Source organism: Pectobacterium odoriferum (assembly GCF_009931295.1).
GTDB classification, from domain to species: Bacteria; Pseudomonadota; Gammaproteobacteria; order Enterobacterales; family Enterobacteriaceae; genus Pectobacterium; species Pectobacterium odoriferum.
Genome location: NZ_CP034938.1, coordinates 3,874,297 through 3,900,673, shown reverse-complemented (window position 1 = coordinate 3,900,673; position 26,377 = coordinate 3,874,297). Strand labels below are relative to the sequence as shown.

Genomic DNA, 26,377 nt, shown 5'->3' with positions numbered 1-26,377 from the left:
AGATGCCATCAGGCAAATGCGTATTGTGGTGAGATTACTTGTGTGTGACAGCTTTTACTGCCCTGTCGCCGCAGAATTGAATCAGGTAAACCAAAACAACCAGTAATATTAATACCGTATTCATGACCGTCGCGTTATAACCAATATAACCATACTGATAACCAATTTGACCTAAGCCGCCTGCGCCCACGGCTCCACCCATAGCAGAATAGCCTACGAGAGTAATTAGCGTGATGGTTGCGGCATTAATTAGCCCCGGTAATGCTTCCGGCAGCAATATCTTTCTGATGATCTGCATCGGCGTCGCACCCATCGCACGGGCGGCTTCGATCAGGCCAGTAGGAATTTCAAGCAGCGCATTTTCCACCATGCGGGCAATAAACGGTGCTGCACCTACGGTAAGAGGAACGATCGCCGCTTGCAGGCCAATAGAGGTTCCGACAATGATGCGGGTAAAAGGAATCATCCATACCAGCAAAATAATGAACGGAATCGAACGGAAAATGTTTACCAGTGCAGAAACGGTCCGATAGATCTTGGGATTGGCGATGATTTGCCCCGGACGCGTGGTATACAACAAAACACCCACAGGTAAGCCAAGCACAAAGCCAAAGAAACCAGAAACGAACGTCATCGCGACGGTTTCCCATACTCCCTTAGCCATTAACCACATCATTGCTTCAGACATAACCCAGAACCTCAATTGTAACGTGACTTTCCTGCAGGAATTGGATTGCGGCTTTGATATCCGCATCGTTGCCGTGCATTTCTGCCAGCATGATGCCGAACTTGACGCCACCGGCGTAATCCATCTGGGCACTGATAATGTTGTTGTTGATGTTAAAGCGTCGGGCAACCTCGGACAGCAGCGGAGCATCCACCGACTTACCCGTAAATTCCATCCGTAATAATGGTGTGGTATCCGGGCGATAGTCAGGGGACAGACGGGCAAGGTAATCGTCTGGGATGTCCAGGTGTAACGTTGACTGAATGAATTTCTGCGCCAGCGGTGTTTTTGGATGTGAAAAGACTTCGCTTACGGTGTCCTGCTCGATGAGTCGCCCATCGCTGATCACCGCAACCTGATCGCAAATGCGTTTCACCACGTCCATTTCATGTGTAATAAGAAGAATGGTTAGGCCGAGACGGCGATTGATGTCTTTCAGTAATTCAAGAATCGAGCGCGTCGTTGCAGGATCTAAGGCACTGGTTGCTTCGTCACACAGCAGAACTTTAGGATTGCTCGCCAGTGCTCGGGCTATAGCGACGCGCTGTTTTTGCCCGCCGGACAAATTGGCTGGATAGACATCGCGCTTATCTGTCAGGCCAACCAGCTCCAACAACTCGTTGACTCGTTTGGTGATGTCGGCTTTCGGCGTATTATCCAATTCCAGCGGTAGCGAAATGTTGCCAAAAACGGTGCGTGAAGCGAGCAGGTTGAAATGTTGGAAAATCATGCCGATTTGACGGCGTGCGCGCGTCAATTGACTATCTGACAGTTGAGTCAATTCTTGCCCATCTACCAGAACTTTCCCTTCTGTCGGTCGCTCCAATAAATTGACGCAGCGGATCAATGTACTTTTACCTGCGCCCGATGCGCCGATAACGCCATAAATTTGCCCAGTGGGAACATGAAGGCTGACATCAGCAAGCGCGGTAATTGTCCGCCCGTTCTGCTGGAAAACTTTAGTAATATTAGAAAGTTCAATCATATGTTTTTATCGTGACTGCCTATGGCTGGATAAATCAGTTTCTGAATTAACAGAATACGAAATGGATGTTAGGGCGTCTAGACGTCTAAGTCAATCGGGATTGTCATGGCTCTGCATTCTCCCTATCGGCGAAAACATGCGATACTACCGCGTAATTTAGGCATTCAGGAGCAAAGTCAGTGGCACAAAGCGTTCCAGCAGTTTTTCTTGATCGTGACGGCACGATCAATGTCGATCACGGTTATGTTCATGACATTGACCATTTTCAATTTATTGACGGTGTCATTGATGCCATGCGTGAGTTGAAAAGCATGGGGTTCGCGCTGGTTGTGGTGACGAATCAGTCCGGCATCGCCCGCGGTAAGTTTACAGAAGATCAGTTTATGCAACTGACGGAGTGGATGGACTGGTCGCTGGCCGATCGTGGTGTTGATCTGGATGGCATCTATTTTTGTCCGCATCACCCTGAAGCTGGGGAAGGTGAGTATCGCCAGAGTTGTGATTGTCGTAAGCCTGAGCCGGGCATGCTGCTTTCTGCACAGCGTGAGCTGAACATTGATATGGCGGCGTCTTATATGGTGGGAGACAAATTAGAGGATATTCAGGCTGCAATGGGTGCTGATATAGGAAAAAAACTGCTGGTTCGTACTGGTAAACCTGTTACTGAGCAAGGCGAATCACTGGCTGATGGCGTGCTGGAAAGCCTCGCAGACCTGCCAAAATGGATAAAAACGCGTAGTTAACAAGCGGAACGAATGAAAGATGCGCAAACAGAAAAAAGTTTACGAGATTTGCTTGCGCTTCTGAATCTGCTCCCTATAATGCGCCTCCATCGACACGGCGCTGTGAACACACAACCGGGTCGATAAAGAAAGAAAAAACGCTTTAAAATAAGCGTTGACTCTGAAGGTGAAAAGCGTAATATACGCCACCTCGCGAAGTGGTTAAGACCACAACGCACTGCTCTTTAACAATTTAATCAGACAATCTGTGTGGGCACTCACAAGACCGTATCTTAACGATATAAAAAGTCTTGAAGAGTGAACAACAGTAAATTCATTACGAATAAACAGTTACTAATTCTTTGAGCATCGCTGACGAGTTCAGCAAATCAAACAAATCTTAAATTGAAGAGTTTGATCATGGCTCAGATTGAACGCTGGCGGCAGGCCTAACACATGCAAGTCGAGCGGTAGCACAGGAGAGCTTGCTCTCTAGGTGACGAGCGGCGGACGGGTGAGTAATGTCTGGGAAACTGCCTGATGGAGGGGGATAACTACTGGAAACGGTAGCTAATACCGCATAACCTCGCAAGAGCAAAGAGGGGGACCTTAGGGCCTCTCGCCATCAGATGTGCCCAGATGGGATTAGCTAGTAGGTGAGGTAATGGCTCACCTAGGCGACGATCCCTAGCTGGTCTGAGAGGATGACCAGCCACACTGGAACTGAGACACGGTCCAGACTCCTACGGGAGGCAGCAGTGGGGAATATTGCACAATGGGCGCAAGCCTGATGCAGCCATGCCGCGTGTGTGAAGAAGGCCTTCGGGTTGTAAAGCACTTTCAGCGAGGAGGAAGGCAGTCGTGTTAATAGCACGGCTGATTGACGTTACTCGCAGAAGAAGCACCGGCTAACTCCGTGCCAGCAGCCGCGGTAATACGGAGGGTGCAAGCGTTAATCGGAATGACTGGGCGTAAAGCGCACGCAGGCGGTCTGTTAAGTTGGATGTGAAATCCCCGGGCTTAACCTGGGAACTGCATTCAAAACTGACAGGCTAGAGTCTTGTAGAGGGGGGTAGAATTCCAGGTGTAGCGGTGAAATGCGTAGAGATCTGGAGGAATACCGGTGGCGAAGGCGGCCCCCTGGACAAAGACTGACGCTCAGGTGCGAAAGCGTGGGGAGCAAACAGGATTAGATACCCTGGTAGTCCACGCTGTAAACGATGTCGATTTGGAGGTTGTGCCCTTGAGGCGTGGCTTCCGGAGCTAACGCGTTAAATCGACCGCCTGGGGAGTACGGCCGCAAGGTTAAAACTCAAATGAATTGACGGGGGCCCGCACAAGCGGTGGAGCATGTGGTTTAATTCGATGCAACGCGAAGAACCTTACCTACTCTTGACATCCAGAGAATTAGCTAGAGATAGCTGAGTGCCTTCGGGAACTCTGAGACAGGTGCTGCATGGCTGTCGTCAGCTCGTGTTGTGAAATGTTGGGTTAAGTCCCGCAACGAGCGCAACCCTTATCCTTTGTTGCCAGCGATTCGGTCGGGAACTCAAAGGAGACTGCCGGTGATAAACCGGAGGAAGGTGGGGATGACGTCAAGTCATCATGGCCCTTACGAGTAGGGCTACACACGTGCTACAATGGCGTATACAAAGAGAAGCGACCTCGCGAGAGCAAGCGGACCTCATAAAGTACGTCGTAGTCCGGATTGGAGTCTGCAACTCGACTCCATGAAGTCGGAATCGCTAGTAATCGTAGATCAGAATGCTACGGTGAATACGTTCCCGGGCCTTGTACACACCGCCCGTCACACCATGGGAGTGGGTTGCAAAAGAAGTAGGTAGCTTAACCTTCGGGAGGGCGCTTACCACTTTGTGATTCATGACTGGGGTGAAGTCGTAACAAGGTAACCGTAGGGGAACCTGCGGTTGGATCACCTCCTTACCAAGAAGATGTGCGTTAAGTGAAGTGCTCACACAGATTGTCTGATGAAAATACTGAGCAAGCGCACCTGTTGATGCGATGAGTGTAAACTCATGCTGACGCGATAGTGCCGGGTTTATGATCCGGTACGGATTTTTCGTGTCCCCATCGTCTAGAGGCCTAGGACACTGCCCTTTCACGGCTGTAACAGGGGTTCGAATCCCCTTGGGGACGCCAATCCGATAATGAGTGAAAGACATTATCATGAATATCTTAAAGATGATTCTTCGGAGTCATGTTTACGATATTGCTCTTTAACAATCTGGAACAAGCTGAAAATTGAAACATGACAGCTGAACATACTGATATGACATTTATGTCATGTGAGTGATGCGTCAGTCTGTCAATGAGTCTCTCAAATAATCGCAGCACGACAGTGACTTTGATTAATCAAAGACACCTTCGGGTTGTGAGGTTAAGCGACTAAACGTACACGGTGGATGCCTAGGCAGTCAGAGGCGATGAAGGGCGTGCTAATCTGCGATAAGCGTCGGTAAGCTGATATGAAGCGTTATACCCGACGATACCCGAATGGGGAAACCCAGTGTGTTTCGACACACTATCATGACATGAATACATAGTGTCATGAGGCGAACCGGGGGAACTGAAACATCTCAGTACCCCGAGGAAAAGAAATCAACCGAGATTCCCCCAGTAGCGGCGAGCGAACGGGGAGGAGCCCAGAACCTGAATCAGTTTATGTGTTAGTGGAAGCGTCTGGAAAGTCGCACAGTAAAGGGTGATAGTCCCGTACACAAAAATGCACAAGCTGTGAGTTCGATGAGTAGGGCGGGACACGTGACATCCTGTCTGAATATGGGGGGACCATCCTCCAAGGCTAAATACTCCTGACTGACCGATAGTGAACCAGTACCGTGAGGGAAAGGCGAAAAGAACCCCGGCGAGGGGAGTGAAATAGAACCTGAAACCGTGTACGTACAAGCAGTGGGAGCCTACTTGTTAGGTGACTGCGTACCTTTTGTATAATGGGTCAGCGACTTATATTCTGTAGCAAGGTTAACCGTATAGGGGAGCCGCAGGGAAACCGAGTCTTAACTGGGCGTTAAGTTGCAGGGTATAGACCCGAAACCCGGTGATCTAGCCATGGGCAGGTTGAAGGTTGGGTAACACTAACTGGAGGACCGAACCGACTAATGTTGAAAAATTAGCGGATGACTTGTGGCTGGGGGTGAAAGGCCAATCAAACCGGGAGATAGCTGGTTCTCCCCGAAAGCTATTTAGGTAGCGCCTCGTGAATTCATCTTCGGGGGTAGAGCACTGTTTCGGCTAGGGGGTCATCCCGACTTACCAACCCGATGCAAACTACGAATACCGAAGAATGTTATCACGGGAGACACACGGCGGGTGCTAACGTTCGTCGTGAAGAGGGAAACAACCCAGACCGCCAGCTAAGGTCCCAAAGTCATGGTTAAGTGGGAAACGATGTGGGAAGGCACAGACAGCCAGGATGTTGGCTTAGAAGCAGCCATCATTTAAAGAAAGCGTAATAGCTCACTGGTCGAGTCGGCCTGCGCGGAAGATGTAACGGGGCTAAACCATGCACCGAAGCTGCGGCAGCGACACTTAGGTGTTGTTGGGTAGGGGAGCGTTCTGTAAGCCGTCGAAGGTGGCCTGTGAGGGCTGCTGGAGGTATCAGAAGTGCGAATGCTGACATAAGTAACGATAATGCGGGTGAAAAACCCGCACGCCGGAAGACCAAGGGTTCCTGTCCAACGTTAATCGGGGCAGGGTGAGTCGACCCCTAAGGCGAGGCTGAAAAGCGTAGTCGATGGGAAACAGGTTAATATTCCTGTACTCGGTGTTACTGCGAAGGGGGGACGGAGAAAGCTAGGTTATCCGGGCGACGGTTGTCCCGGTTTAAGCGTGAAGGTGGATGACTTTGGTAAATCCGGGTCATTGTTAACACTGAGGCGTGATGACGAGTCACTACGGTGATGAAGTAACCGATGCTACGCTTCCAGGAAAAGCCTCTAAGCTCCAGGTAACATCAAATCGTACCCCAAACCGACACAGGTGGTCAGGTAGAGAATACTCAGGCGCTTGAGAGAACTCGGGTGAAGGAACTAGGCAAAATGGTGCCGTAACTTCGGGAGAAGGCACGCTGATGGTAGGTGAAGTGACTTGCTCATGGAGCTGAAATCAGTCGAAGATACCAGCTGGCTGCAACTGTTTAATAAAAACACAGCACTGTGCAAACACGAAAGTGGACGTATACGGTGTGACGCCTGCCCGGTGCCGGAAGGTTAATTGATGGGGTCAGCCGCAAGGCGAAGCTCTTGATCGAAGCCCCGGTAAACGGCGGCCGTAACTATAACGGTCCTAAGGTAGCGAAATTCCTTGTCGGGTAAGTTCCGACCTGCACGAATGGCGTAATGATGGCCAGGCTGTCTCCACCCGAGACTCAGTGAAATTGAACTCGCTGTGAAGATGCAGTGTACCCGCGGCAAGACGGAAAGACCCCGTGAACCTTTACTATAGCTTGACACTGAACCTTGAGCCTTGATGTGTAGGATAGGTGGGAGGCTTTGAAGCGTGGACGCCAGTCTGCGTGGAGCCAACCTTGAAATACCACCCTTTAATGTTTGATGTTCTAACGTAGACCCGTAATCCGGGTTGCGGACAGTGTCTGGTGGGTAGTTTGACTGGGGCGGTCTCCTCCCAAAGCGTAACGGAGGAGCACGAAGGTTAGCTAATCCTGGTCGGACATCAGGAGGTTAGTGCAAAGGCATAAGCTAGCTTGACTGCGAGAGTGACAGCTCGAGCAGGTGCGAAAGCAGGTCTTAGTGATCCGGTGGTTCTGAATGGAAGGGCCATCGCTCAACGGATAAAAGGTACTCCGGGGATAACAGGCTGATACCGCCCAAGAGTTCATATCGACGGCGGTGTTTGGCACCTCGATGTCGGCTCATCACATCCTGGGGCTGAAGTAGGTCCCAAGGGTATGGCTGTTCGCCATTTAAAGTGGTACGCGAGCTGGGTTTAGAACGTCGTGAGACAGTTCGGTCCCTATCTGCCGTGGGCGTTGGAAGATTGAGAGGGGTTGCTCCTAGTACGAGAGGACCGGAGTGAACGCACCACTGGTGTACGGGTTGTGATGCCAATTGCATTGCCCGGTAGCTAAGTGCGGAAGAGATAACCGCTGAAAGCATCTAAGCGGGAAACTTGCCTCGAGATGAGTCTTCCCTGGGCACTAGATGCCCCTGAAGGGCCGTTGAAGACGACGACGTAGATAGGCTGGGTGTGTAAGCGTAGCGATACGTTGAGCTAACCAGTACTAATGACCCGAGAGGCTTAACCTTACAACACCGAAGGTGTTTTGAGATGACTCAAAGACAATACTCAGCTTGTTCAAAGATTGGTTCTGATGGTTGTACAGATAAGAAGCGAAAGCAACTTAAGTGCAACGGTTGGAATGAAACAGAATTTGCCTGGCGGCGATAGCGCGGTGGTCCCACCTGACCCCATGCCGAACTCAGAAGTGAAACGCCGTAGCGCCGATGGTAGTGTGGGGCTTCCCCATGTGAGAGTAGGGAACTGCCAGGCATCAAATTATACAGGTGCGCTGATATGGCTCAGTTGGTAGAGCGCACCCTTGGTAAGGGTGAGGTCCCCAGTTCGACTCTGGGTATCAGCACCAGTTATTTGGGTTAATGTTCGGCTTAAAAAAGAATTTACCTGGCGGCGATAGCGCGGTGGTCCCACCTGACCCCATGCCGAACTCAGAAGTGAAACGCCGTAGCGCCGATGGTAGTGTGGGGCTTCCCATGTGAGAGTAGGGAACTGCCAGGTTTCAATTAAGATAAAAGGCCATCCTGTTAAGGATGGCCTTTTGTTTATTTGTATTTCAGGATAGTAAATTCTTCCTTTTACCGGAATAGACTCTGCTTATCTTCTTATTACCCCACCTCATAATAACGTCCTGTTTGTTGTCGCTTTATTTATCCGTTTTTCAGTTAAGGATAATTAAAGGCACTGTTTGCGTTGTTACATTAATAAATTATTACAATCAGGAACTTTTTGCCTCAGGGTTTAACTGCTGCTTTACTATAGCGGGCATCGTTTTATGCTCGGAAAAACAGGAGAATAAAATAGGATGACTGATCTAACGGACAATGCGAAAGATACGCGTCAGCGTATCCGAGCTATAGTTGGCGCTTCATCGGGTAATTTGGTTGAGTGGTTTGATTTTTATGTTTATTCCTTTTGCTCAATCTATTTTGCCCATATCTTTTTCCCTTCGGGAAATACCACCACTCAATTACTACAAACCGCAGGGGTTTTTGCAGCAGGCTTTTTAATGAGACCGATAGGCGGTTGGCTTTTCGGTTACATTGCAGACAAGCATGGTCGTAAAAATTCAATGCTAATTTCGGTCTGCATGATGTGTTTTGGATCTCTGGTTATTGCATGCTTACCGGGATATGAAACCATTGGCACCTGGGCTCCTTTTTTACTCTTATTAGCCCGTTTATTTCAGGGGCTTTCTGTCGGTGGAGAATACGGCACTAGCGCGACGTATATGAGTGAAGTTGCCGTTGAGGGAAGAAAGGGATTCTATGCTTCTTTCCAATATGTCACGCTGATCGGCGGTCAGCTACTGGCGTTGTTAGTCGTTGTGATATTACAACAGGTTTCTGAGTAATGAGGATTTGCGTGCGTGGGGATGGCGTATTCCTTTTGCTCTCGGCGCTGTTTTGGCGATTGTTGCACTTTATTTACGCCGTTCTCTGAATGAAACGTCTGATAAAACAACTCGCGGACACAAAGATGCTGGCTCGCTTGCGGGGTTGTGGAAACATCGTCGCGCCTTTATTACCGTACTGGGTTTTACAGCCGGTGGTTCTTTAGCTTTTTATACGTTTACCACTTACATGCAAAAGTATCTGGTGAATACGGCAGGAATGGATGCGAAAACGGCTAGCGGGTTAATGACCCTCGCACTGTTTATTTTTATGCTGCTACAGCCGTTCTTTGGTGCGATGTCAGATAGGATTGGCCGTCGTAGCTCAATGCTCTGTTTCGGCGGATTTGCAGCGTTGCTGACAGTTCCCATTCTGACGGTACTGCAGAGTGTGACGAGCCCTGTCATTGCCTTCTCATTGGTGATGCTTTCACTGATTATTGTCAGTTTCTACACGTCCATCAGCGGCATTTTAAAAGCAGAAATGTTCCCGCCTGAAGTCCGAGCGTTGGGCGTAGGCTTATCTTATGCCGTTGCTAATGCGCTGTTTGGTGGTTCGGCTGAGTATGTTGCACTTTCGCTGAAATCGTTTGGTATGGAAACGGCTTTTTTCTGGTACGTATCAGTGATGGGGGCGATTGCGTTTATTGTGTCATTGACGCTGCATCGCAGAGGCAAGGGAATGAAGCTTTAGTTTTCAGATCGCTGCCATAACGCCTGGTCGGTAGTTGCACTGGCCAGATTCCCAAATGACAATAAAAAAACCTCGGCTTCCGAGGTTTTTTTAAAGCAGAGCACAGGTCTTAGAGAATACGACTGATGAGCCGGTCGATACGGATACGGCGCAGACGTCGTATCAGCTTGCGGACTTTCACTGGATATTGCGCAATGCTCTCCAGTTCCGTATAGCTTTGTACGACGTGAGTATGCGTCCTGATCGTGTCCAGTTCGTCCAGACGCTGCTGTAATAGAACCTTCTGAGGATCGTGAATCAGGATGGCATTTTCCAGATCCAGACGCCATGCGCGCGGGTTAAGGTTATTCCCCGTCAACAGTTGCCACTTGTCATCTACCCACATGCCTTTCAGGTGGAAGCTGTTATCACCGTCTTTCCATAGCCGCACAACAAGCTGCTGATTCTCAATATAGCGCTCCAGACGACTCAGAAAACGGCGAAGGTTGATCTCATAGAGATACGGTAACGCACCGATGATTTTGAAAGGCTGGTCTTCTGGAATATAGAAGTCGTTAGCGGTTTTATCTCCGATAATAATTTCTACTTTTTTACCGTCTCTCAATAGCCGGATGATATTTCTCACCAGCAGCGCTGGCAGGTTGAAATAGGGGGTACAGATAACCACATGCTCGTCAGCGCAATACATCAGGTGATGTATGGTTTTATTCAGCGGGCTTTGTTTCCCTAGCCCGACCAGTGGCGTGACGGTTAATTCGTTTGCGTCCGCGCTGTTTTCCGGGGCTTGATAATTGGCAGTACGCAACGTTTGGCGGAACTGCTTAATATCATTTTTGATTTCCAGACTCTTGGGGCGATCGGTATGATCCAACCGCTGTACTGCCGGAGCCGATAGCATGGTCTGGATATATTGCACCATCGTATCGGCCAATGCCGGATTATGAATCAGCTGATAGCGGTCATAACGGTATTTCTGATGTTGGTGCAGATAAACATCATTCAGGCTGGCCCCGCTGTAGATGACGGTGTCATCGACAATGAACCCTTTCAGGTGCAGCACGCCCAACGCTTCGCGTGTGTTGACAGGAATGCCATAGATAGGGAAATGCGTGTCTGGATGTTTTTTCGCCATATCGCAATACCAATCGGCATTGGTATTTTCTGCCGCTGCGCCGATCCTGCCACGCTGAGCACGATGCCAGTCTACCAGAACGCGGACATCCAGCTCTGGGCACTGCCGTTTGGCTTCATAAATTGCGGATAGAATCCCCATGCCGCCATCATCGCGCTCAAGATATAACGCCACGATATAGATGCGCTTTTTAGCACTCAGAATGGCGTTAATTAGCGTCGTGCGGAAAAGCTCAGGCGAATGCAACGTCTGAACATCATCTGCGTTCTGAGGAATTCTGGGCAGTTGTGCAAGGTGCTGTTGGTATTTATTGCGTTTAAAATTTGACAGCATCACAGTGCGATTCTTCTCTCATTAGTTTATACCCACCATACTTCGAGCTGTACTAGGGTATATGACCTTCTGGTCATTATCAAAAGTTAAGGAGTAGCCGAATGGGCGATAATACCATTACTTTCCGGCTGTTGTGAGTCTGTTTTGCCATTGAATGGGTATCACAATTCTCGTTGCACGAGCCATGTCACGTCGTGCTATCCATTCTTCAGCGGCAATTCCAGTGTCACAATTCCCTCTTCTAATTGTACGTCGATGTGAAAACCGAGCTTTTTGGACAGCTGTATCATGCCTTGATTATGCGGCATGGTGATGCCGGTCAAGCGGGAGAGACCATGCGCTTTGGCGTAATCGATCAGCTTTTCCAACAGGCGTCTGCCAAGGCCCAGCCCTTTTAGATCGGATCGCACCAGCACGGCAAATTCCGCATCCGTATTATCCGGATCGGAAATCGCACGCGTCACGCCAATAATCTCCGTCTCCTCACCGCGCTGGCGCACGGCAACGAATGCCATCTCACGATCGTAGTCAATTTGTGTCATATTGGCTAAGTCTTCGTGAGTAAATTCATTAATTTCGCTGAAATAACGGTAATACAGGTCTTCCTTCGTCACTCTTGCAATGAACGAACTGAGCAGCGGTTCATCTTCTGGCAAAATTGGTCGGAACAGACAACTATCACCATTTTTGAGGGTGATCGTTTCTTCCAACTCGTGTGGATAGGGGCGAATTGCCAGCCTTGATTGCGGGTCGCCACTGAACGGCGTCAGATGCAGCGTGACATCCAGCAGCGTAAACGTATCCCCGGATGCCAGCAGAGGATGAATATCTAGCCGAGAAATTTCAGGGCAGTCGAGAATCAGGTTGGAAACCTGAACCAGCAAGCGGCTGAGCGCGGGAATGTCCAGCGGACGCAGCGCGCTGTATTCCCGAATTTTTCCGCCTTTTACCGCTTGCAGCACCAAATAGCGGGCTAACGTCATATTCAGCGGAGGCAGGGCGACGGCAGCCTGTTTTTCTCGCCACTCAACGCCGCCTTCTCCTAGCATAATCAGCGGGCCGAAAACGGGGTCTGGCTCGACGGCAATCCTGAGCTCCTGCGCACCGGCGCGATTTGCCATACTCTGCACCAGCAGACCGTAGATGCGCGCCTGTGGATAAGTGCGTTTCACCCGGTCAAGAATAGCATCTGCCGCCTGTTGGACTTCTCTGGCGGTTCGCAGGTATAGCATGACGCCCTGAACTTCCGATTTATGCGGGATATCTGGTGACCTCAGCTTAATTGCGACCGGGTAGCCAATTTGCTCGGCGATATGGACGGCTTCTGCGCTGTCGCCAGCAATCCAGGTCGGTAACGTGTCCAAACCGTAGGCTTGCAGGATCGGCTGAACTTCATGCGTGTCGAGCTGTGTTACGCCATCTGACAGTGCCTGATGAATCAGCGCATGTGCCTGACTGGCGTTAATGCCTAAATTCAGCGGCAGCGCTGGGGTTTCCTTTAGCTGTTTCTGATTACGTCGATATTCGACGATATGCATAAATGCTGTAACCGCGCCTTCCGGTGTGCGATAGGTCGGAATGCCTGCGTCGTTAAACAAACGTCGTGCTTCCTGCGAGGAGAATTCGCCGCACCAGTTGGTCAGCAGCGTAATTCTTTTCCCACGCGGATGCTGTTGGAAGAGCGTGATCAACTGAGATGCACTATCGGTGCCGGGAGCCGCGGCGCTGGGCGCGTGAATGATTAAGAGTGCATCGACTTCATCGCTGTCCAGTAATACTGAAACCGCTGCCAGATAGCGAGCCGCGGTCGCATCATCACGCAGATCGAGCGGATTGCCGATCGTGACGGTTGGCGGTAGCGCTTCCTGTAGCGCTTGTCGGGTCGCCTCGCTGAGCTGTGCTAGCTTGCCTTGTCGGCTGAGGAGCTGATCCAGCGCCTGTGCAGCGGGCGATGCGCCATTGCTTACTAGCATCAGGCGTTCACCGCGCAGCGGCCGCAGGTGGCTTAAGGTTTCCACCGCGGAAAAAAGCTCATGCGTATCCCGTACCCGCAGTAAGCCTGCGCGTTGAATTGCTGCGTCATAGGCGGCATCCAGACCGTGGCGCTGGTCATTCAGCAACTGCTGTGCCTGCTGGCTACGCCCGCTTTTGATCACCAGTATCGGTTTATTCCGGGATGCGCTACGAGAAGCGGAAAGGAAACGGCGCGCATCGCTGATGTGTTCCAGATGCAGCAGAATCGCACTGGTTTTGCCATCGCGTGCCAGAAAATCTAACAGGTCGTCGACATCGATATCCAGACTGTCGCCCAGAGCGATAAAATAGGAAAAGCCAATACCGCGCTGCTGCGCCCAGTCCAGTATCGTGTTGGACACGGCGGCCGACTGCGAAATGAATGCCAGCTTGCCTTTCATAATCGGCACAGGGGAGAAACTGGCATTCAGGCCTTGCCAGGGCGCGAGTAGCCCGAGGCTATTAGGGCCAAGCAGACGCATGTGGTAGCGTACAGCGCAGGCCTTTAATTCGCTGAACTGGGTCGGTGGTGCGGAGAGGATGATGACCGTTTTGCAGCCTTTCTGTCCCAGATCGTCTAACAGCGTGAGATTACGGCTGGCGTTGGTGCAAATCACGGCAAGGTCGGGCGTCATGGGCAGGCTGGCAACAGTCGGATAGGCCAGCACGCCGCAGACGGCACGATATTTCGGTGTAACAGGCAGCACGGGGCCGCTGAAATGGCCGTCCAACAAATTTTTCATCATCAGAAAACCGGCTCTTCCCGGTTTTTCGGACGCGCCGAGAACGGCGATAGACTTAGGGCGTAACAGTGCTTCCAATCCGCGCTGGCTCATGCGTCACTCCTTCACATCAATCCCCTTTGATACTAAACGCTTTCTGCCGGTTGTGCTGTGACGGTGGGTAAACTTTCTCGCAAGCTGTGGTGTGATTTCCCCGCCAGATAGTGTTGCCGGAAACGATCAAAATGCTGGGATAGCGCGTCGGCCGCGACGATATCCCCCGCCTGTGCGAGCAGGGCGATGGCAATTTCGGCGGTGCAGTGTTGCCCTGCGCTGCTGGCTTCACGCAGTTGATAGCGGGACAGTGCCTCTACATTCAGCGACAGGATCGGCAGGTTGTCCAGATAAGGGCTTTTGCGGAACATTTTACGTGCTTCTGGCCAGGTTCCATCGAGTAAGACAAATAGCGCGGGCTTTTCCGTTACGGGAAGTTGGTGAAACACCTGACGTCCTTCTTCCGCTGCATCGGCAAGGAAGACCAGATAGGGCTGAACGTCTGGGTTTTGCAGCGTAGCCAGCAATTCGGGGTCTGGCTCGGTGCGTGACCAGCGAAACGCCTGCGTCTCGGGAAGAATATCGGCGATAAGACGTCCGGTATTGCTCGGCTTTAACGGTTCGGTATCAAACATGATCAGACAGACGCGGCTGCGGGACTCCTGCGCCTGAATGGTGTGACACAGGCAGTTGGTTGCGGGTAATAAACACTGCTGGCAGCGTATTACGCGACAGCCACGGGCGCGAAACGGTTTGGTTGACTGTTCAAGACGTTGCTGGCGCAGACGGAGTACAGCATTGTCTGTGAGGGGACGGTTAACCATTAAAGGATGGTTGATCATGAAATAGATGACGCCATGAGATTCTGCAACGAACCTGCTTCTTTCTCATCATTGAGAAGCCGATTCAGAAAGGCGACATTCTAATCGACAGGCGAGTTGACCAAAAGGGTAGGAGGCAATAATACCTGCGTTCCTACCCTAATTAATTCTCTACAGTGATTCGTCCAGCCAGCTCTCAAACTGTGCTTTTGGCAATGCGCCGTTGAGGATGTCGACCATCTGGCCCTGTTTAAAGATCATGAGGGTTGGAATACTGCGGATACGGAAACGTGCGCTGAGTGCCGGTTCGGCTTCGGTATTGACCTTAATAAAGCGGATTTTCCCGCTACGCTCCTGCGCGACGTTTTCAAACACCGGGGCGAAGTTGATGCAGGGGCCGCACCAGGGTGCCCAGAAATCGATCACAACGGGAAGATCGTCCTGTAACAGCTTATCGAGCGTCGCTTCTGTGGCATTGGTAACGTCACCGCTGAATAAGGTTTCTCCGCAACGACCACACTTTGCATGGTCATCAACACGCTCTTCTGGCAGGCGATTGGTTGTTTGGCAAGATCCACATACCGTATTCATAACAGGGCCTCAGATAAAAGGGCTAAAATAAAGATGTCGCTGATAAAATGCGCGCAATACGGCATTGGAAAGTCAGCGGTATGTTGCTTAAGCGTGAATAAATTATGGTGGGGAGACATTATGGCAACAACGTGGTTTGCCCAATAGCTACAATAGCTTCTGACTGTTAGCGCTCTTTTACCACAAGCGTGTGGCTAAGCGGGTGTACATAAGGTAATCTTCGCGCCCAGCGCGTAGGTGGAGAGAACAATGAGCGATTCATTCAATAGTAAAAGCGGCAAAGTCCGTGTGATGTACGTCCGCAGTGATGATGAGGGCGAGAAAGAGAATAAAAACAAGCGCCCTGCTGAAAGAGATCGCCGTGGCGATCGGCGTGATGGCGGCGGCTCACGGGATCAGCGTGAAAAGCCGAAGCATCCACGTGATGTTAACCCGCGCTATGCCCGGGAAAATCCGTCCCGTGACGGCGATAGCAATGCTAAGTCGCCGTGGGGCAATAAAGATCGTAATGAACGCAGCGGTGATAAGCCTCGCCGGCCGCGCGGTGACGATACCGGTGGCTATGAATCACCGTGGAAAACCGTGTCTCGTGCGCCAAGCGATAGCGAAACGCCGGACCATGGCGGTATCACAGGCAAGAGCCATATCGATCCTGAGCAACTGCGTCGCCAGCGTCAGGAAGAAACACGTGTCTACGGCGAAAATGCCTGTCAGGCGCTGTTTAAAAACCGTTCTGAAGTGATCGTTCGTGCCTGGTTCCTGCAAGAAGTGACACCGCGTTTCCGCGATGCACTGCGCTGGATGGCGGCAAACCGCAAGGCTTACCACGTTGTGGAAGAGGACGAGCTGATTAAGGCTTCCGGCACCGAGCACCACGGCGGCGTGTGTTTCCTGATTAAAAAGCGTCAGGGAATGGATGTGCGTGAGTACCTGAAAACGGCTGGTGAGCAAGACTGTGTACTGGCGCTGGAAGATGTGGGTAACCCGCACAACCTCGGCGGCATTATGCGCAGCTGCGCGCATTTCGGCGTGAAAGGTGTGCTGGTGCAGGATGCGGCGCTGCTGGAATCTGGCGCTGCCGTGCGCACGGCAGAAGGTGGTGCAGAACACGTTAAAGCGATTAACGCTGACGATTTCCTGTCCGTGCTGACGGAATTCCGTAACGCAGGCTACACCATCGTGACCACCTCCAGCCATAAAGGTACGGCATTGTCGCAAGCGACGCTTCCGGCGAAAACCGTGATCGTGCTGGGCCAGGAAGGTGATGGTCTGTCGGATAGCGCTTGGCAGCAGGGGGACGTGAAAGTCTCTATCGGCGGTACCGGTAAGGTTGAAAGTCTGAATATTTCAGTCGCTACGGGTATTTTGCTGTCCGAGTGGTGGCGACAGAATCAGGCCTGATATCGCGCGTCGACGCTCAGGGAGCATGGGCTCCCTGAGTAGGTGTAACCACGGATGAGAGAACGAGTGATGAAGCAGAAAATTATCGCGGTATCGTTACTGTTGGGTACATTGCTGGTAAGCGGTTGCCACTCGCTGCCGCGCTCGTCTGTTGCTGCTGCGCCAGCCGCTGAGGCGTGTCAGGTTGGCGATAAACAGGTGCAGACCACACTTTATTTTGGTTTGAATCGTCCCGCTGGCCCGGCGATTTCAGATGCCGAGTGGAAAGCGTTTCTGGATGGTGACGTTACGCCACGCTTTAAAGAAGGGCTGACGGTGTTTGATGCCAAGGGACAATGGCTAGGGAACGATGGCGTGGTTGCTCGGGAAAACAGCAAGGCGCTGATGTTGATTCACGGCCCCGATCGGGAGCGTGATATTGAAGCGCTGCGCACTACCTACAAATCACGTTTCGCGCAGGAATCCGTCATGCGGATTGATGCTCCCGTCTGCGTTGCGTTCTGATTTTTTCATCAGCCCCGTTTCAGGGGCTGATGATTTTCAATATAGGTGATTTTCAGTATATCAGTATTACAGCACCAGTCCCGCCACTGCCGCAGACAGTAAACTCACCAGCGTAGAACCATAAACCAGCTTCAGGCCGAAGCGCGATACCACGTTGCCCTGTGCTTCATTCAGCCCTTTGATTGCGCCTGCGATGATGCCGATTGACGCGAAGTTAGCGAAGGAAATCAGGAACACGGACAAAATGCCCAGTCCGCGTGGCGACATCTCTGCTGCGATCTTCTTCAATTCGATCATAGCAACAAATTCATTCGCCACCAGCTTGGTCGCCATGATGCTCCCTGCGTTCAGAATATCGGAAGACGGGATGCCGATAAGCCACGCCAGCGGTGAAAAGACATAGCCCATAATCGCCTGGAAGCTAATGCCGAAGACGGTGCTGAACAGTGCATTCACGGCAGCAATTAACGCCACGAAGCCGATCAGCATCGCCATGATAATCATCGCCACTTTAAAACCGGCAAGAATGTATTCCCCCAGCATTTCAAAGAAGCTTTGGTCTTCATGCAGCTTTTCCAGTTTCAGTTCTGGTTCGTCGTCAGGCTGATAAGGGTTGATAATCGACAGAATGATAAAGGTGCTGAACATATTCAGAATCAGCGCCGCAACGACGTATTTAGCGTCCAACATGGTCATGTAGGCGCTGATAATCGACATGGACACGGTCGACATTGCTGTTGCCGCCATCGTGTACATCCGACGTGGCGACATGTCGGCGAGGATGCCCTTATAGACGATAAAATTCTCTGACTGCCCGAGCATTAGCGTACTCACGGCGTTAAACGACTCCAGTTTCCCCATCCCGTTTACTTTGGACAGCAGCGTGCCGATGCCTTTGATAATCAGCGGTAAAATGCGCCAGTGCTGCAAAATGCCGATCAGCGCAGAAATAAAGACGATAGGGCAGAGCACATTGAGGAAGATAAAGGAAAGCCCTTGTGCGTTCATCCCGCCGAACACAAAATCGGTGCCTTGATTAGCAAAAGATAATAGCTTTTCAAACAAACCGGCAAAGGCGCTAATCGCATTAAGCCCGATGCTGGAATGTAGAAGGAAATAGGCCAGCAAAATTTCAATCACCAGCAGTTGCACAATAAAGCGCAGTCGGATGCGTTTTCTGTCATGACTGACGAGCAGTGCCAGCAAAAAAATGGCTGCTGTTGCCAAAATGAAATGTAAAACCTGTGACATAGAAAAACCACTTAATCCCCGAATAAAAGAGGCGCATTGTAATCGGAATGTGAAAATATGTTTATCCCGAATCTGTAAATCCTTATTCGCTACAGCGCTATAAGAAGGGGGGATGTATTCGAGTCATCAGGGGACGGTGGGAAGGGTAAAAGAGCATTCCCCTTTGGCCAGTTGCTGGCAGAAGGGGAAAGAAAGTTTACGGCGAGTTAGTGCGCGCCACCACCTCCACCACCAGTGGTAAAGGGCGGTTTAGCGAACCAGACCAGCACCAGAAGAACCAGAAATACGGCCGCTGCGGCCCAGAAGATTTCGTTGGCGGAAATAATCAGCCCCTGTGCGGTAATCTGCTCTGCGATGTAGGCTGAAGCCTGCGTTTGGCTCATTCCCATCGCTTGAAGCTGCTGGTACGTTTCCTGCGCGATCGGATTATACGGCGTGATAGATTCCGTCAGGTGCGCATGGTGTAGCGATTCGCGCTGTGTCCAGAGCGTGGTGGTCAGCGACGTCCCGATCGATCCCGCCAGCGTTCGGGTAAAGTTCGACAGACTTGATGCTGCCGCCAAACGTTCCGGTGGAAGTCCCGACAGCGTGATGGTGGTCAGCGGCATGAAGAAGCAGGCGACGGCAAACCCCTGAACGAACTGTGGCCAGGCCGATGCGCCGAAATCCATGCCAGGCTCGAAGGTGTACGCACGCCAGTAAAAACAGACGGCATACATGATAAAACTGAACGTCACCAGTTTGCGCATATCCAGACGCGGCGCGAATCGACCGATAATCGGCGACAGTAACACTGGCATCAGCCCAACCGGTGCTGACGCCAGCCCGGCCCAGGTGGCGGTATAGCCATACACCTCCTGCAACAGCTGCGGCAAGAGCACGATCGCCCCGAAGTAAAACATGTAGGCGAGGCTGATACACAGACAGCCAATGGTGAAGTTGCGCGATTTAAACAGGGATAAATCCACCACCGGGTGGTCGTCCGTCAGTTCCCAGACAATCAGGAAGGCGATTGCAATCACCGCCACCACGGTCAGGGTGATGATTTCTGTCGAGTTAAACCAGTCCAGCTCTTTGCCCCGGTCGAGCATCATCTGAAGGCTACCGATACCGACAACCAACAACGCCAGCCCGATGGTATCGATAGGCCTGATCTCGGTTTTGGTTTCCCGTCCGCGCAGCGTTTGCATGGCAATAAACACCACGGCGATGCCCAACGGAACGTTGATGAAGAATATCCAGCCCCAGTGATAGTTGTCGCTAATCCAGCCGCCCAGAATCGGGCCACAGATCGGCGCGACGACCACGGTCATCGACCACAGCGCCAGGGCGATGCTGCGTTTGGCGGGGGGATAATTGCTTAGCAACAGACTCTGTGACAGCGGGATCAGCGGCCCGGCGACAATCCCCTGCAAGACGCGGGAGAAAATCAGCATTTCCAGGCTGGTGGACATTCCGCACAGCCAGGACGTCAGGGCGAAGAGTGCCGTTGACCATAAAAACAGGCGGACTTCCCCAAACCGTTTGGCCAGCCAGCCAGTAATAGGGATAGAGATGGCGTTGGCGACCCCGAACGAGGTGATGACCCACGTTCCCTGTGAGTTGGACGCACCCAGATTACCGGCGATAGTCGGAATAGCGACGTTGGCGATGGTGGAGTCCAGCACCTGCATAAACGTTGCCAGCGACAGAGCAACGGTCATCCAGGCCAGACTGGCACCTTTAAGCGGTTCTCTCTGCACGTTTCTCTCCTGCCCGATTAACCGGCGTTCGCCTGAATAATGGCGCTGATTTCCTGATTAACAGGCGTGAGATCCAACGTCAGAGCATCACTTTGGTAGGCTGGCGTGGTGCGTGAGGTTTCTGCTAACGCGCTGCCTTCCGTATTGGCAGTATCAACATTAACCAGCGCGGACAGACCGATACGCAGCGGATGGTCGGCGACCTGCTTCGGATCGATCTCAATACGCACGGGCAAGCGCTGAACGACTTTGATCCAGTTGCCAGTCGCGTTCTGGGCGGGCAGCAGAGAGAACGCGCTACCTGTACCCATATCAAGGCCGACTACTTTTCCTTGGTACACGACATCGTCACCGTAGATATCCGCGATCACGGTAGCCGGTTGGCCAATGCGCATATTGGCTAACTGCGTCTCTTTGAAGTTCGCGTCGACCCACAGGTGATTGGCAGGAACCACGGCCATCAGTGCTGAAGTCGAAGAGATACGCGCGCCAATTTGCACGCTACGGCGTGAGACATAGCCGTCGATCGGGCTGACGATTTTGGTGCGCTGTAGTGCCAGCCAGGCATCGCGCATTTCTACGGAGGCTTGCTGTATGGCGGGTTGCTTCTCAAGCGGCGTATCCAGAATCATTGCCTGATTCGCCTGATATTGCTGCCTGGCGACTTCCAGCGCGGCTTTGGCGGTCGCGACGGCATCGCGAGCATGCTGCACTTCTTCGCGCCCGATAGCATTGGCACTGCCCAGCGCTTCCCGGCGGCTCAAGTCACTTTGTGCCTTGTTCAGTTCGGTCTGGCGCAGTTCAATATTGGCCTGATACTGCTTACTGTTGATGATCAACTGGTGCGTTTGGCGGACGCTGTTGGCCAGCCCGGTTTTCGCACGCTCAAACGTCTGCTGGGCATCGGTCGGATCTAACTCCACCAGCACCTGTCCCTGCTTAACAAAATCGGTATTGTCGACGTTAACATGGGTGACGCTGCCGCTGACCTGCGCCATGATCTGAATCTGATTGCCTGCGACGTAGGCGTCGTCGGTGCTTTGGTGGTGTCTGAGCACCAGGAACCAGTAAACCAGCCAGGCACAGCCCAGCACGACGAAAATAAACGTCAGCAGTGATAACACGCGTTTGCGCTGCTGTTTTTTGTTTTTCTGTGGCGTCTGCGGCACCTGATTTTCCACACTTTCACTCATGCTGTTCTCTCTCTTTTTATTTTCTTTGTATCGGCTATTGCACCAGACAGAGCAGTCTGGCGATAGTCGCAATGAATTCATTTTGCTGTACGGCCCGGGAGGGCTTAAAGTCGCCCGCCCGGCGCGTGAGATTGCCGTTTTGCTAAGCCGCATACCGCGGTTGCGGAGAGGTCATGCCTATTTTTTGCAGCAAAACGCCTCTGCCCGATACATAAGCATCGGGTCATTCCGGGTGGAAAGGTGCTGACTAGTATTTTTTGTTGTTGTTTTTTCTGTTATTGGTTGACTGACTCGTCCATCTCATCCAGCCGGACCAGCAGCTTTCTCATCAGGCTTTCGAGCTGCTTTTGCTCACCAGATTCAAGCACGGAGCAAAGCACATGGAGGCTATGGTGCTGCGGTGGAATCAGTTGACCAAGAAATGCTTTACCTTCTTCTGTCAGATGCAAATGCAGGCAGCGTCTGTCGCTGCTGCTCTCGCGTCGTTCAATCCAGCCTCTCTTCTCCAGATCGTCGGCAATGCGCGTCGCATTGGTGCGTGACGATCCCAATGCGGCACTGAGTTCAGAGGGCTGAATGCTATAAGACTCTTGAGATTCCAGCGTCAGCAATGCCATGAAGAGGGTTTCATTGATGCCCTGTTCTTTCAGAATTCGGTTTCTGTGTTCCAGGATTTTGCCCTGTACGTGCATGAATAAACGCAGCAATAGCACTTCCTGACGTGGGAAGTCGGGCTTACGCAAAGCACGCAGATCGAGCATTTGTTCTATAGGAGTGAATGAACTGTCCATTTTTTATATAAACCTCATTAATCACAGAGTGCATAGTAACTAATGTTACTAACTGGGTAAACGGCATTAAGGTGGGGAATTGTGCTTATTTCTGTGACAGAAAGTAAGCGGGGAATCGCTTAAAATGAAAACTATTCGCCGCTTACTTTATTTAAATCAAAATGTTAGTTGATAATTCTCACTGCGGATTCAAAGCAGTTTAAAGGCTACTCCGTAGCAGAGCGCGCCCAGTAACGTTGATAAGACAATACTGCGGGTTTTGTAAAAACAGGCGGTCAGCGTAATAAAGCCTACCAGCGTTGGCAGCAGCTTTTCGTGATGCGCGAGGATATCCGGCACGCTGGAAACAATCAGCAGCGCACAGATAGAAGCAATGCCGATGCTATCAAGCAATAGCGCTTTTTTACCGCGTTGCAGCGAACCGGAAGCGCGTGAGGCGCTCAGTCGCAGGGGAAGGTAGCGGAAGAGGTAGTTCACCAGCCCGACAATCAGCCCGATAAGAATGACTTCTGTACTCATGCGTTCACCTGTGGCGTGGCAGGATTAACCAGCGAAGCCAGGCAGCCGCTGAGAATGCCGAACAGTATTGCGGCCGGGATGGAGGAAAGTAGCAGACCAAGCAGCGCGCCACCGAGTGCGCAGGCGACGACCAGACTCTGTTTCCGCCTGAAGGACGCGAGTAAAAAACTCAGGAACAGTGCAGGCAGCATGAAAGACAGTGCCGCTTCAACGGCTGGGTAATCATTCAGCGGGCCGTTACCGAACACGGCTCCGATCACCGTGCCGAGCACCCATGAAAGCCACGCTAGTAGCGACACCCCCATCATCCACTCTTCTGACCAGCGTCGGTTATCTTTCGCCAGTCGGGTGGCTGCGGCGGCAAAGACTTCATCCGTCAGGCCGAATGCCCACAGCGCGGTTTTTCGCGTCGGCAACCGTTGTGCAATGCGATGCCGTAACGCAGGTCCATACAGCACATGACGGACATCCATCGCCATGACGGTCAACGCCGCCACCCAGATGGACATGCCCGCGCTGAGCAGGGCGGTGATAACGAACTGGCTGGCTCCGGCGTAAATGATGCAGGAAAGGAAAATGCCTTCCAGCGGGGTAAACCCTAGTTTGACGGCGTTCATGCCAAACGCGAATGCCACGGGCATGTAGCCGATAACAATCGGCAGACTGTCAAATACGCCTTCGCTAAAAGACGCAGATTTTGTCGGTACAGATGATGCGGGTGTAGTTGGTGTCTTCACTGGCTTGATGTTTTTTTGTACTTAAAGGGAATTAACCGGTAACACTAGCAAAGCGTTACCGGAATTTCACGTTATTACGGAACGAGCGTGATAGTCTCTGGCGGAATCTTCTCATGAGAAACTGTCTCACATGAGAGGGTCTCAACCGTGATAATTAAAAGTGCGATAGTTGCAATGCGAAGGTCTACAGCGCCGCCATCGCTTCCTGCGTTTCGTGATGATGGCTTCGCCACCACACCAGCAGGTTCAACAGACTGATAATGCCGCCAGCGGCACAGACGCCCAGCCAGCCCCACTGCTGGTAAGCCGAGGCTGAAAGGAGCGAGCCCAGTGCGCCACCGATAAAATAGCTGGTCATATAGCCTGCTGTCAGGCGATTACGTGCTTCGGGCATCATACGGTAGATCACGCTCTGGTTGGTCACGTGTACGCCCTGAACCGCCAGATCCAGCACGATAATACCAATGAGCAGCGCCGCCACGGAATGAATACCGAGCGCGATAAAGCCCCATGACAGCAAAAGCAGGATAATCCCCACGCTGGTGGTCGGCTTGGCCTTGCCCTGATCGACTAAACGCCCGGCGCGTGATGCCGCTAAGGCTCCGGCGGCACCGACCAGTCCAAACAGGCCGATAACGCCTTCGGAATAGCCGTAGGGCGGAGAGGCCAGCAGGAAGGCCATTGACGTCCATAGCATGCTGAAATTGGCAAAGGACAGACAGCCCAGGATGGCACGCGTGCGCAGCAGCGGGGTGGCAGAGAACAGGCGGAAAATTGAGACGAGCAACTGCGGATAGTTCAGCGTGTTTTGCTGAGGAATGCGCGGCAATGCCCGCCACAGAACTAGCGCCATGATGACCATCAGCGTGCTGGCAACCCAGTACACGGTGCGCCAGTCGCCGAGTGAAGCCAGCGCACCCGCGACGGTACGCGCCAGCAGAATCCCCAGCAGCAGGCCACTCATGATCGTGCCAACGACTTTACCGCGCGTTTCTGGCGTCGCCAGCGTCGCGGCAAGAGGCACCAAGAGCTGTGCGACAACGGAGAACAGCCCGGTTAATGCTGTACCGGCAATCATGATCCAGAGCGTGGGGGCAGAGGCGGTGATCAGCATCCCACCCGCGGCGAGTAACGTCATGCCGACAATCAGCGTTCGGCGTTCAAACATATCCCCCAGCGGCACCAAAAATAGCAGACCGACGGCATAACCCAGCTGTGCGGCGGTGACAATGAACCCAGCCTGATTGACGGAAAGCGCAAAGACTCTGGCAATGGTCTCCAGCAGCGGTTGGGCATAATAGTTACTGGCGACGGCAAGGCCGGTCGCGACAGACATAATCAGGGTCAAAGACAGGCTAAGCCCCGGTTGCGGCTGGGGTGATACAGATTGTTGCTGAAGAGACATAGTGTGAACGTTAATATGATGTTAAAAGCAGAAGGTATAGTATCCGGCAGAGCCTAATGAGATACCAGAATATCTTTACGCTTCTTAAGTTTGTTTTGTTTTTCCTGAGATTGATTTAGCTTATTGCCAAAGTCATAACATTATCGACAGGGGACATTATGTTTAAGCATTATCAGATGGTTAAGAAAAAAAGCGTTGCAGTGTTAATAGGATGTGCATTTCTTCCCGCGGCGCTGTGGTCGATGGGCGCGCAGGCGGTCACGGCCGTCTACGTCTCTGCTGCCACTGACGGCGCAATCGATGCCTACACACTCAACACGCAAAGCGGCGAATTAACCGCTATTGGGAAAGCAGCCGCTGGCGCGAAAGTGATGCCGATGGCTATTAGCCCCGATAAATCCTTCCTCTATGCCGCCACACGCGGTATTCCTTACTCGGCGGTTAGCTATAAAATCGATCCTAAAAGCGGGGCGCTGAGCCCGTTAGGCAAAGCTGAATTGCCGGACAGCATGGCTTACATCTCGACGGACCGAACTGGAAAGTGGCTGTTCAGCGCCTCGTACGGCGGTAATAAAGTCGCCGTTAATGGCATTGATAACGACGGCAAAGTGAACGCGAGTGTCGTCACCGTGGTACCGACAGGTGAGAAGGCACACAGTATTATTGCCGATCGCAAAAATAAGTTCGTTTTTGCCAGCAACCTGGGCAGCGACCAAATTGTACAGTTCCGGTTTGATGCAAAAACGGGCACGCTGACGCCGAATGAACCAGCAGAAATTACGCTGCCTAAAGGAAACGGGCCGCGCCATCTGGTGTTATCACCAGATAATAAAACGCTCTACGTGAGCAATGAACTGTCCGGCAAAGTCGCGCGTCTGTCGCTGAATGAAAAGACGGGGCAGCTTACGCTACTGGATTATACGGACACCGTGCCAGCCGATGCAGGAATGCGAGCGGGAACGATTACGCCGGAGAAAAATAGCACCGACAGCCGTCCACAGATATGGAGCGCTGATTTACGTCTGACGCCAAATGGACAATTCCTGTACGTCTCGGAACGTACTAAAAGCACGATTACGCTGCTGCGGGTAGAACCGAAAACCGGACAGTTGCAATACATCACGCGCTACCCGACGGAAACGCAGCCGCGCGGCATTCAGATCGATCCAAGCGGGAAATTCCTGATCGCCAGCGGTGAAAAATCGACGTCGCTGTCGGTGTATCGCATCAATCAGGATAACGGGGATTTAGTGCGAGTAGGGCAATACCCGACTGGAAAAGGCGCAAACTGGGTCGAAATCGTTAACCTGCCGTAATTATCTCCCATCAATGAAAAACGCCCCTTTCCTGTGAAA

Annotated in this window: 17 protein-coding genes, 2 tRNA genes, 4 rRNA genes and 1 pseudogene; 11 read left to right on the top strand and 13 right to left on the bottom strand. The window is 52.0% G+C overall.

The genetic code is table 11. From position 1 onward, the window contains the following. Window positions 1-34: 34 nt before the first annotated feature. Both EO763_RS17655 and metN read right to left on the bottom strand, forming a co-directional pair. Window positions 35-688 (bottom strand): methionine ABC transporter permease MetI, encoded by a 654-nt coding sequence (locus EO763_RS17655; protein ID WP_039484824.1) that lies wholly within the window; start codon window positions 686-688, stop codon window positions 35-37. Continuing rightward, on the bottom strand, window positions 681-1,712 hold the full coding sequence (gene metN / locus EO763_RS17650) for a methionine ABC transporter ATP-binding protein MetN (protein WP_161529737.1): 1,032 nt from the start codon (window positions 1,710-1,712) through the stop codon (window positions 681-683). The genes EO763_RS17655 and metN overlap by 8 nt, the downstream gene beginning before the upstream one ends. Before the next feature lie 179 nt (window positions 1,713-1,891). On the opposite strand from metN, the gene gmhB reads away from it, so the two are divergent. From gmhB to EO763_RS17610, 8 genes and pseudogenes are all read left to right on the top strand, one after another. After that, window positions 1,892-2,455 carry a D-glycero-beta-D-manno-heptose 1,7-bisphosphate 7-phosphatase gene (gmhB, locus tag EO763_RS17645; RefSeq protein WP_161529736.1) on the top strand — a complete coding sequence of 188 codons (564 nt, stop codon included), beginning with the start codon at window positions 1,892-1,894 and terminating at the stop codon, window positions 2,453-2,455. Between the two features lie 381 nt (window positions 2,456-2,836). Then, window positions 2,837-4,378 (top strand): 16S ribosomal RNA (locus tag EO763_RS17640). A gap of 140 nt (window positions 4,379-4,518) precedes the next feature. After that, window positions 4,519-4,594 (top strand) — tRNA-Glu (locus tag EO763_RS17635). 236 nt (window positions 4,595-4,830) lie between these two features. After that, a 23S ribosomal RNA gene (locus EO763_RS17630) occupies window positions 4,831-7,737 on the top strand. Between the two features lie 128 nt (window positions 7,738-7,865). Further along, window positions 7,866-7,981: ribosomal RNA gene (rrf, locus tag EO763_RS17625) — 5S ribosomal RNA — on the top strand. Between the two features lie 18 nt (window positions 7,982-7,999). Further along, window positions 8,000-8,075, top strand: a tRNA-Thr gene (locus tag EO763_RS17620). Between the two features lie 37 nt (window positions 8,076-8,112). After that, window positions 8,113-8,227, top strand: a 5S ribosomal RNA gene (gene rrf / locus EO763_RS17615). Together the 16S, 23S and 5S rRNA genes with 2 tRNA genes alongside form the textbook arrangement of a ribosomal RNA operon. Before the next feature lie 304 nt (window positions 8,228-8,531). After that, a pseudogene (locus tag EO763_RS17610) lies at window positions 8,532-9,813 on the top strand (MFS family transporter). A 109-nt stretch (window positions 9,814-9,922) separates the two neighbouring features. Here EO763_RS17610 and pssA read toward each other — a convergent pair. The 4 genes from pssA to trxC form a co-directional block, all read right to left on the bottom strand. Beyond that, complete coding sequence (gene pssA, locus EO763_RS17605) at window positions 9,923-11,278, bottom strand: CDP-diacylglycerol--serine O-phosphatidyltransferase (RefSeq protein WP_161530433.1); 1,356 nt, start codon at window positions 11,276-11,278, stop codon at window positions 9,923-9,925. Between the two features lie 197 nt (window positions 11,279-11,475). Continuing rightward, window positions 11,476-14,127, bottom strand: a complete 2,652-nt coding sequence (locus EO763_RS17600) for a bifunctional acetate--CoA ligase family protein/GNAT family N-acetyltransferase (RefSeq protein WP_161529735.1) — start codon at window positions 14,125-14,127, stop codon at window positions 11,476-11,478. Window positions 14,128-14,159: 32 nt separating this feature from the next. Then, complete coding sequence (locus EO763_RS17595; protein WP_425281350.1) at window positions 14,160-14,909, bottom strand: tRNA-uridine aminocarboxypropyltransferase; 750 nt, start codon at window positions 14,907-14,909, stop codon at window positions 14,160-14,162. A gap of 150 nt (window positions 14,910-15,059) precedes the next feature. Then, window positions 15,060-15,479, bottom strand: coding sequence for a thioredoxin TrxC (trxC, locus tag EO763_RS17590; RefSeq protein WP_161529734.1), 420 nt, complete (start codon window positions 15,477-15,479; stop codon window positions 15,060-15,062). 249 nt (window positions 15,480-15,728) lie between these two features. Between trxC and EO763_RS17585 the strand changes: the two genes are divergently transcribed. Continuing rightward, a complete protein-coding gene (locus EO763_RS17585; RefSeq protein ID WP_161529733.1) occupies window positions 15,729-16,880 on the top strand; it encodes a tRNA/rRNA methyltransferase in 1,152 nt (383 codons plus the stop codon). A 69-nt stretch (window positions 16,881-16,949) separates the two neighbouring features. Continuing rightward, a complete protein-coding gene (locus EO763_RS17580) occupies window positions 16,950-17,384 on the top strand; it encodes a DUF3574 domain-containing protein (RefSeq protein WP_161529732.1) in 435 nt (144 codons plus the stop codon). A 66-nt stretch (window positions 17,385-17,450) separates the two neighbouring features. Here EO763_RS17580 and EO763_RS17575 read toward each other — a convergent pair whose 3' ends face one another. From EO763_RS17575 to EO763_RS17545, 7 genes are all read right to left on the bottom strand, one after another. Further along, window positions 17,451-18,635 (bottom strand): NupC/NupG family nucleoside CNT transporter, encoded by a 1,185-nt coding sequence (locus EO763_RS17575; RefSeq protein WP_010305375.1) that lies wholly within the window; start codon window positions 18,633-18,635, stop codon window positions 17,451-17,453. A 206-nt stretch (window positions 18,636-18,841) separates the two neighbouring features. Beyond that, a complete protein-coding gene (gene emrB / locus EO763_RS17570; protein WP_219600768.1) occupies window positions 18,842-20,338 on the bottom strand; it encodes a multidrug efflux MFS transporter permease subunit EmrB in 1,497 nt (498 codons plus the stop codon). A 56-nt stretch (window positions 20,339-20,394) separates the two neighbouring features. Then, the gene (gene emrA / locus EO763_RS17565; protein ID WP_161529731.1) at window positions 20,395-21,570 is read right to left on the bottom strand and encodes a multidrug efflux MFS transporter periplasmic adaptor subunit EmrA; all 1,176 of its coding nucleotides are present in this window, start codon (window positions 21,568-21,570) and stop codon (window positions 20,395-20,397) included. Window positions 21,571-21,845: 275 nt separating this feature from the next. Further along, complete coding sequence (gene mprA / locus EO763_RS17560; RefSeq protein WP_039494527.1) at window positions 21,846-22,361, bottom strand: transcriptional repressor MprA; 516 nt, start codon at window positions 22,359-22,361, stop codon at window positions 21,846-21,848. 189 nt (window positions 22,362-22,550) lie between these two features. Beyond that, complete coding sequence (gene ygaH, locus EO763_RS17555; protein WP_039475517.1) at window positions 22,551-22,880, bottom strand: L-valine transporter subunit YgaH; 330 nt, start codon at window positions 22,878-22,880, stop codon at window positions 22,551-22,553. Further along, complete coding sequence (locus EO763_RS17550; protein ID WP_161529730.1) at window positions 22,877-23,617, bottom strand: AzlC family ABC transporter permease; 741 nt, start codon at window positions 23,615-23,617, stop codon at window positions 22,877-22,879. The genes ygaH and EO763_RS17550 overlap by 4 nt, the downstream gene beginning before the upstream one ends. Before the next feature lie 184 nt (window positions 23,618-23,801). Next, window positions 23,802-25,022 (bottom strand): MFS transporter, encoded by a 1,221-nt coding sequence (locus EO763_RS17545; protein WP_039475514.1) that lies wholly within the window; start codon window positions 25,020-25,022, stop codon window positions 23,802-23,804. Between the two features lie 158 nt (window positions 25,023-25,180). Here EO763_RS17545 and EO763_RS17540 point away from each other — a divergent pair, with 158 nt between their 5' ends. After that, entirely contained in the window at window positions 25,181-26,338 is a 1,158-nt protein-coding gene (locus EO763_RS17540; protein WP_161529729.1) for a lactonase family protein, read from the top strand. The last annotated feature ends 39 nt before the right edge of the window (window positions 26,339-26,377 follow it).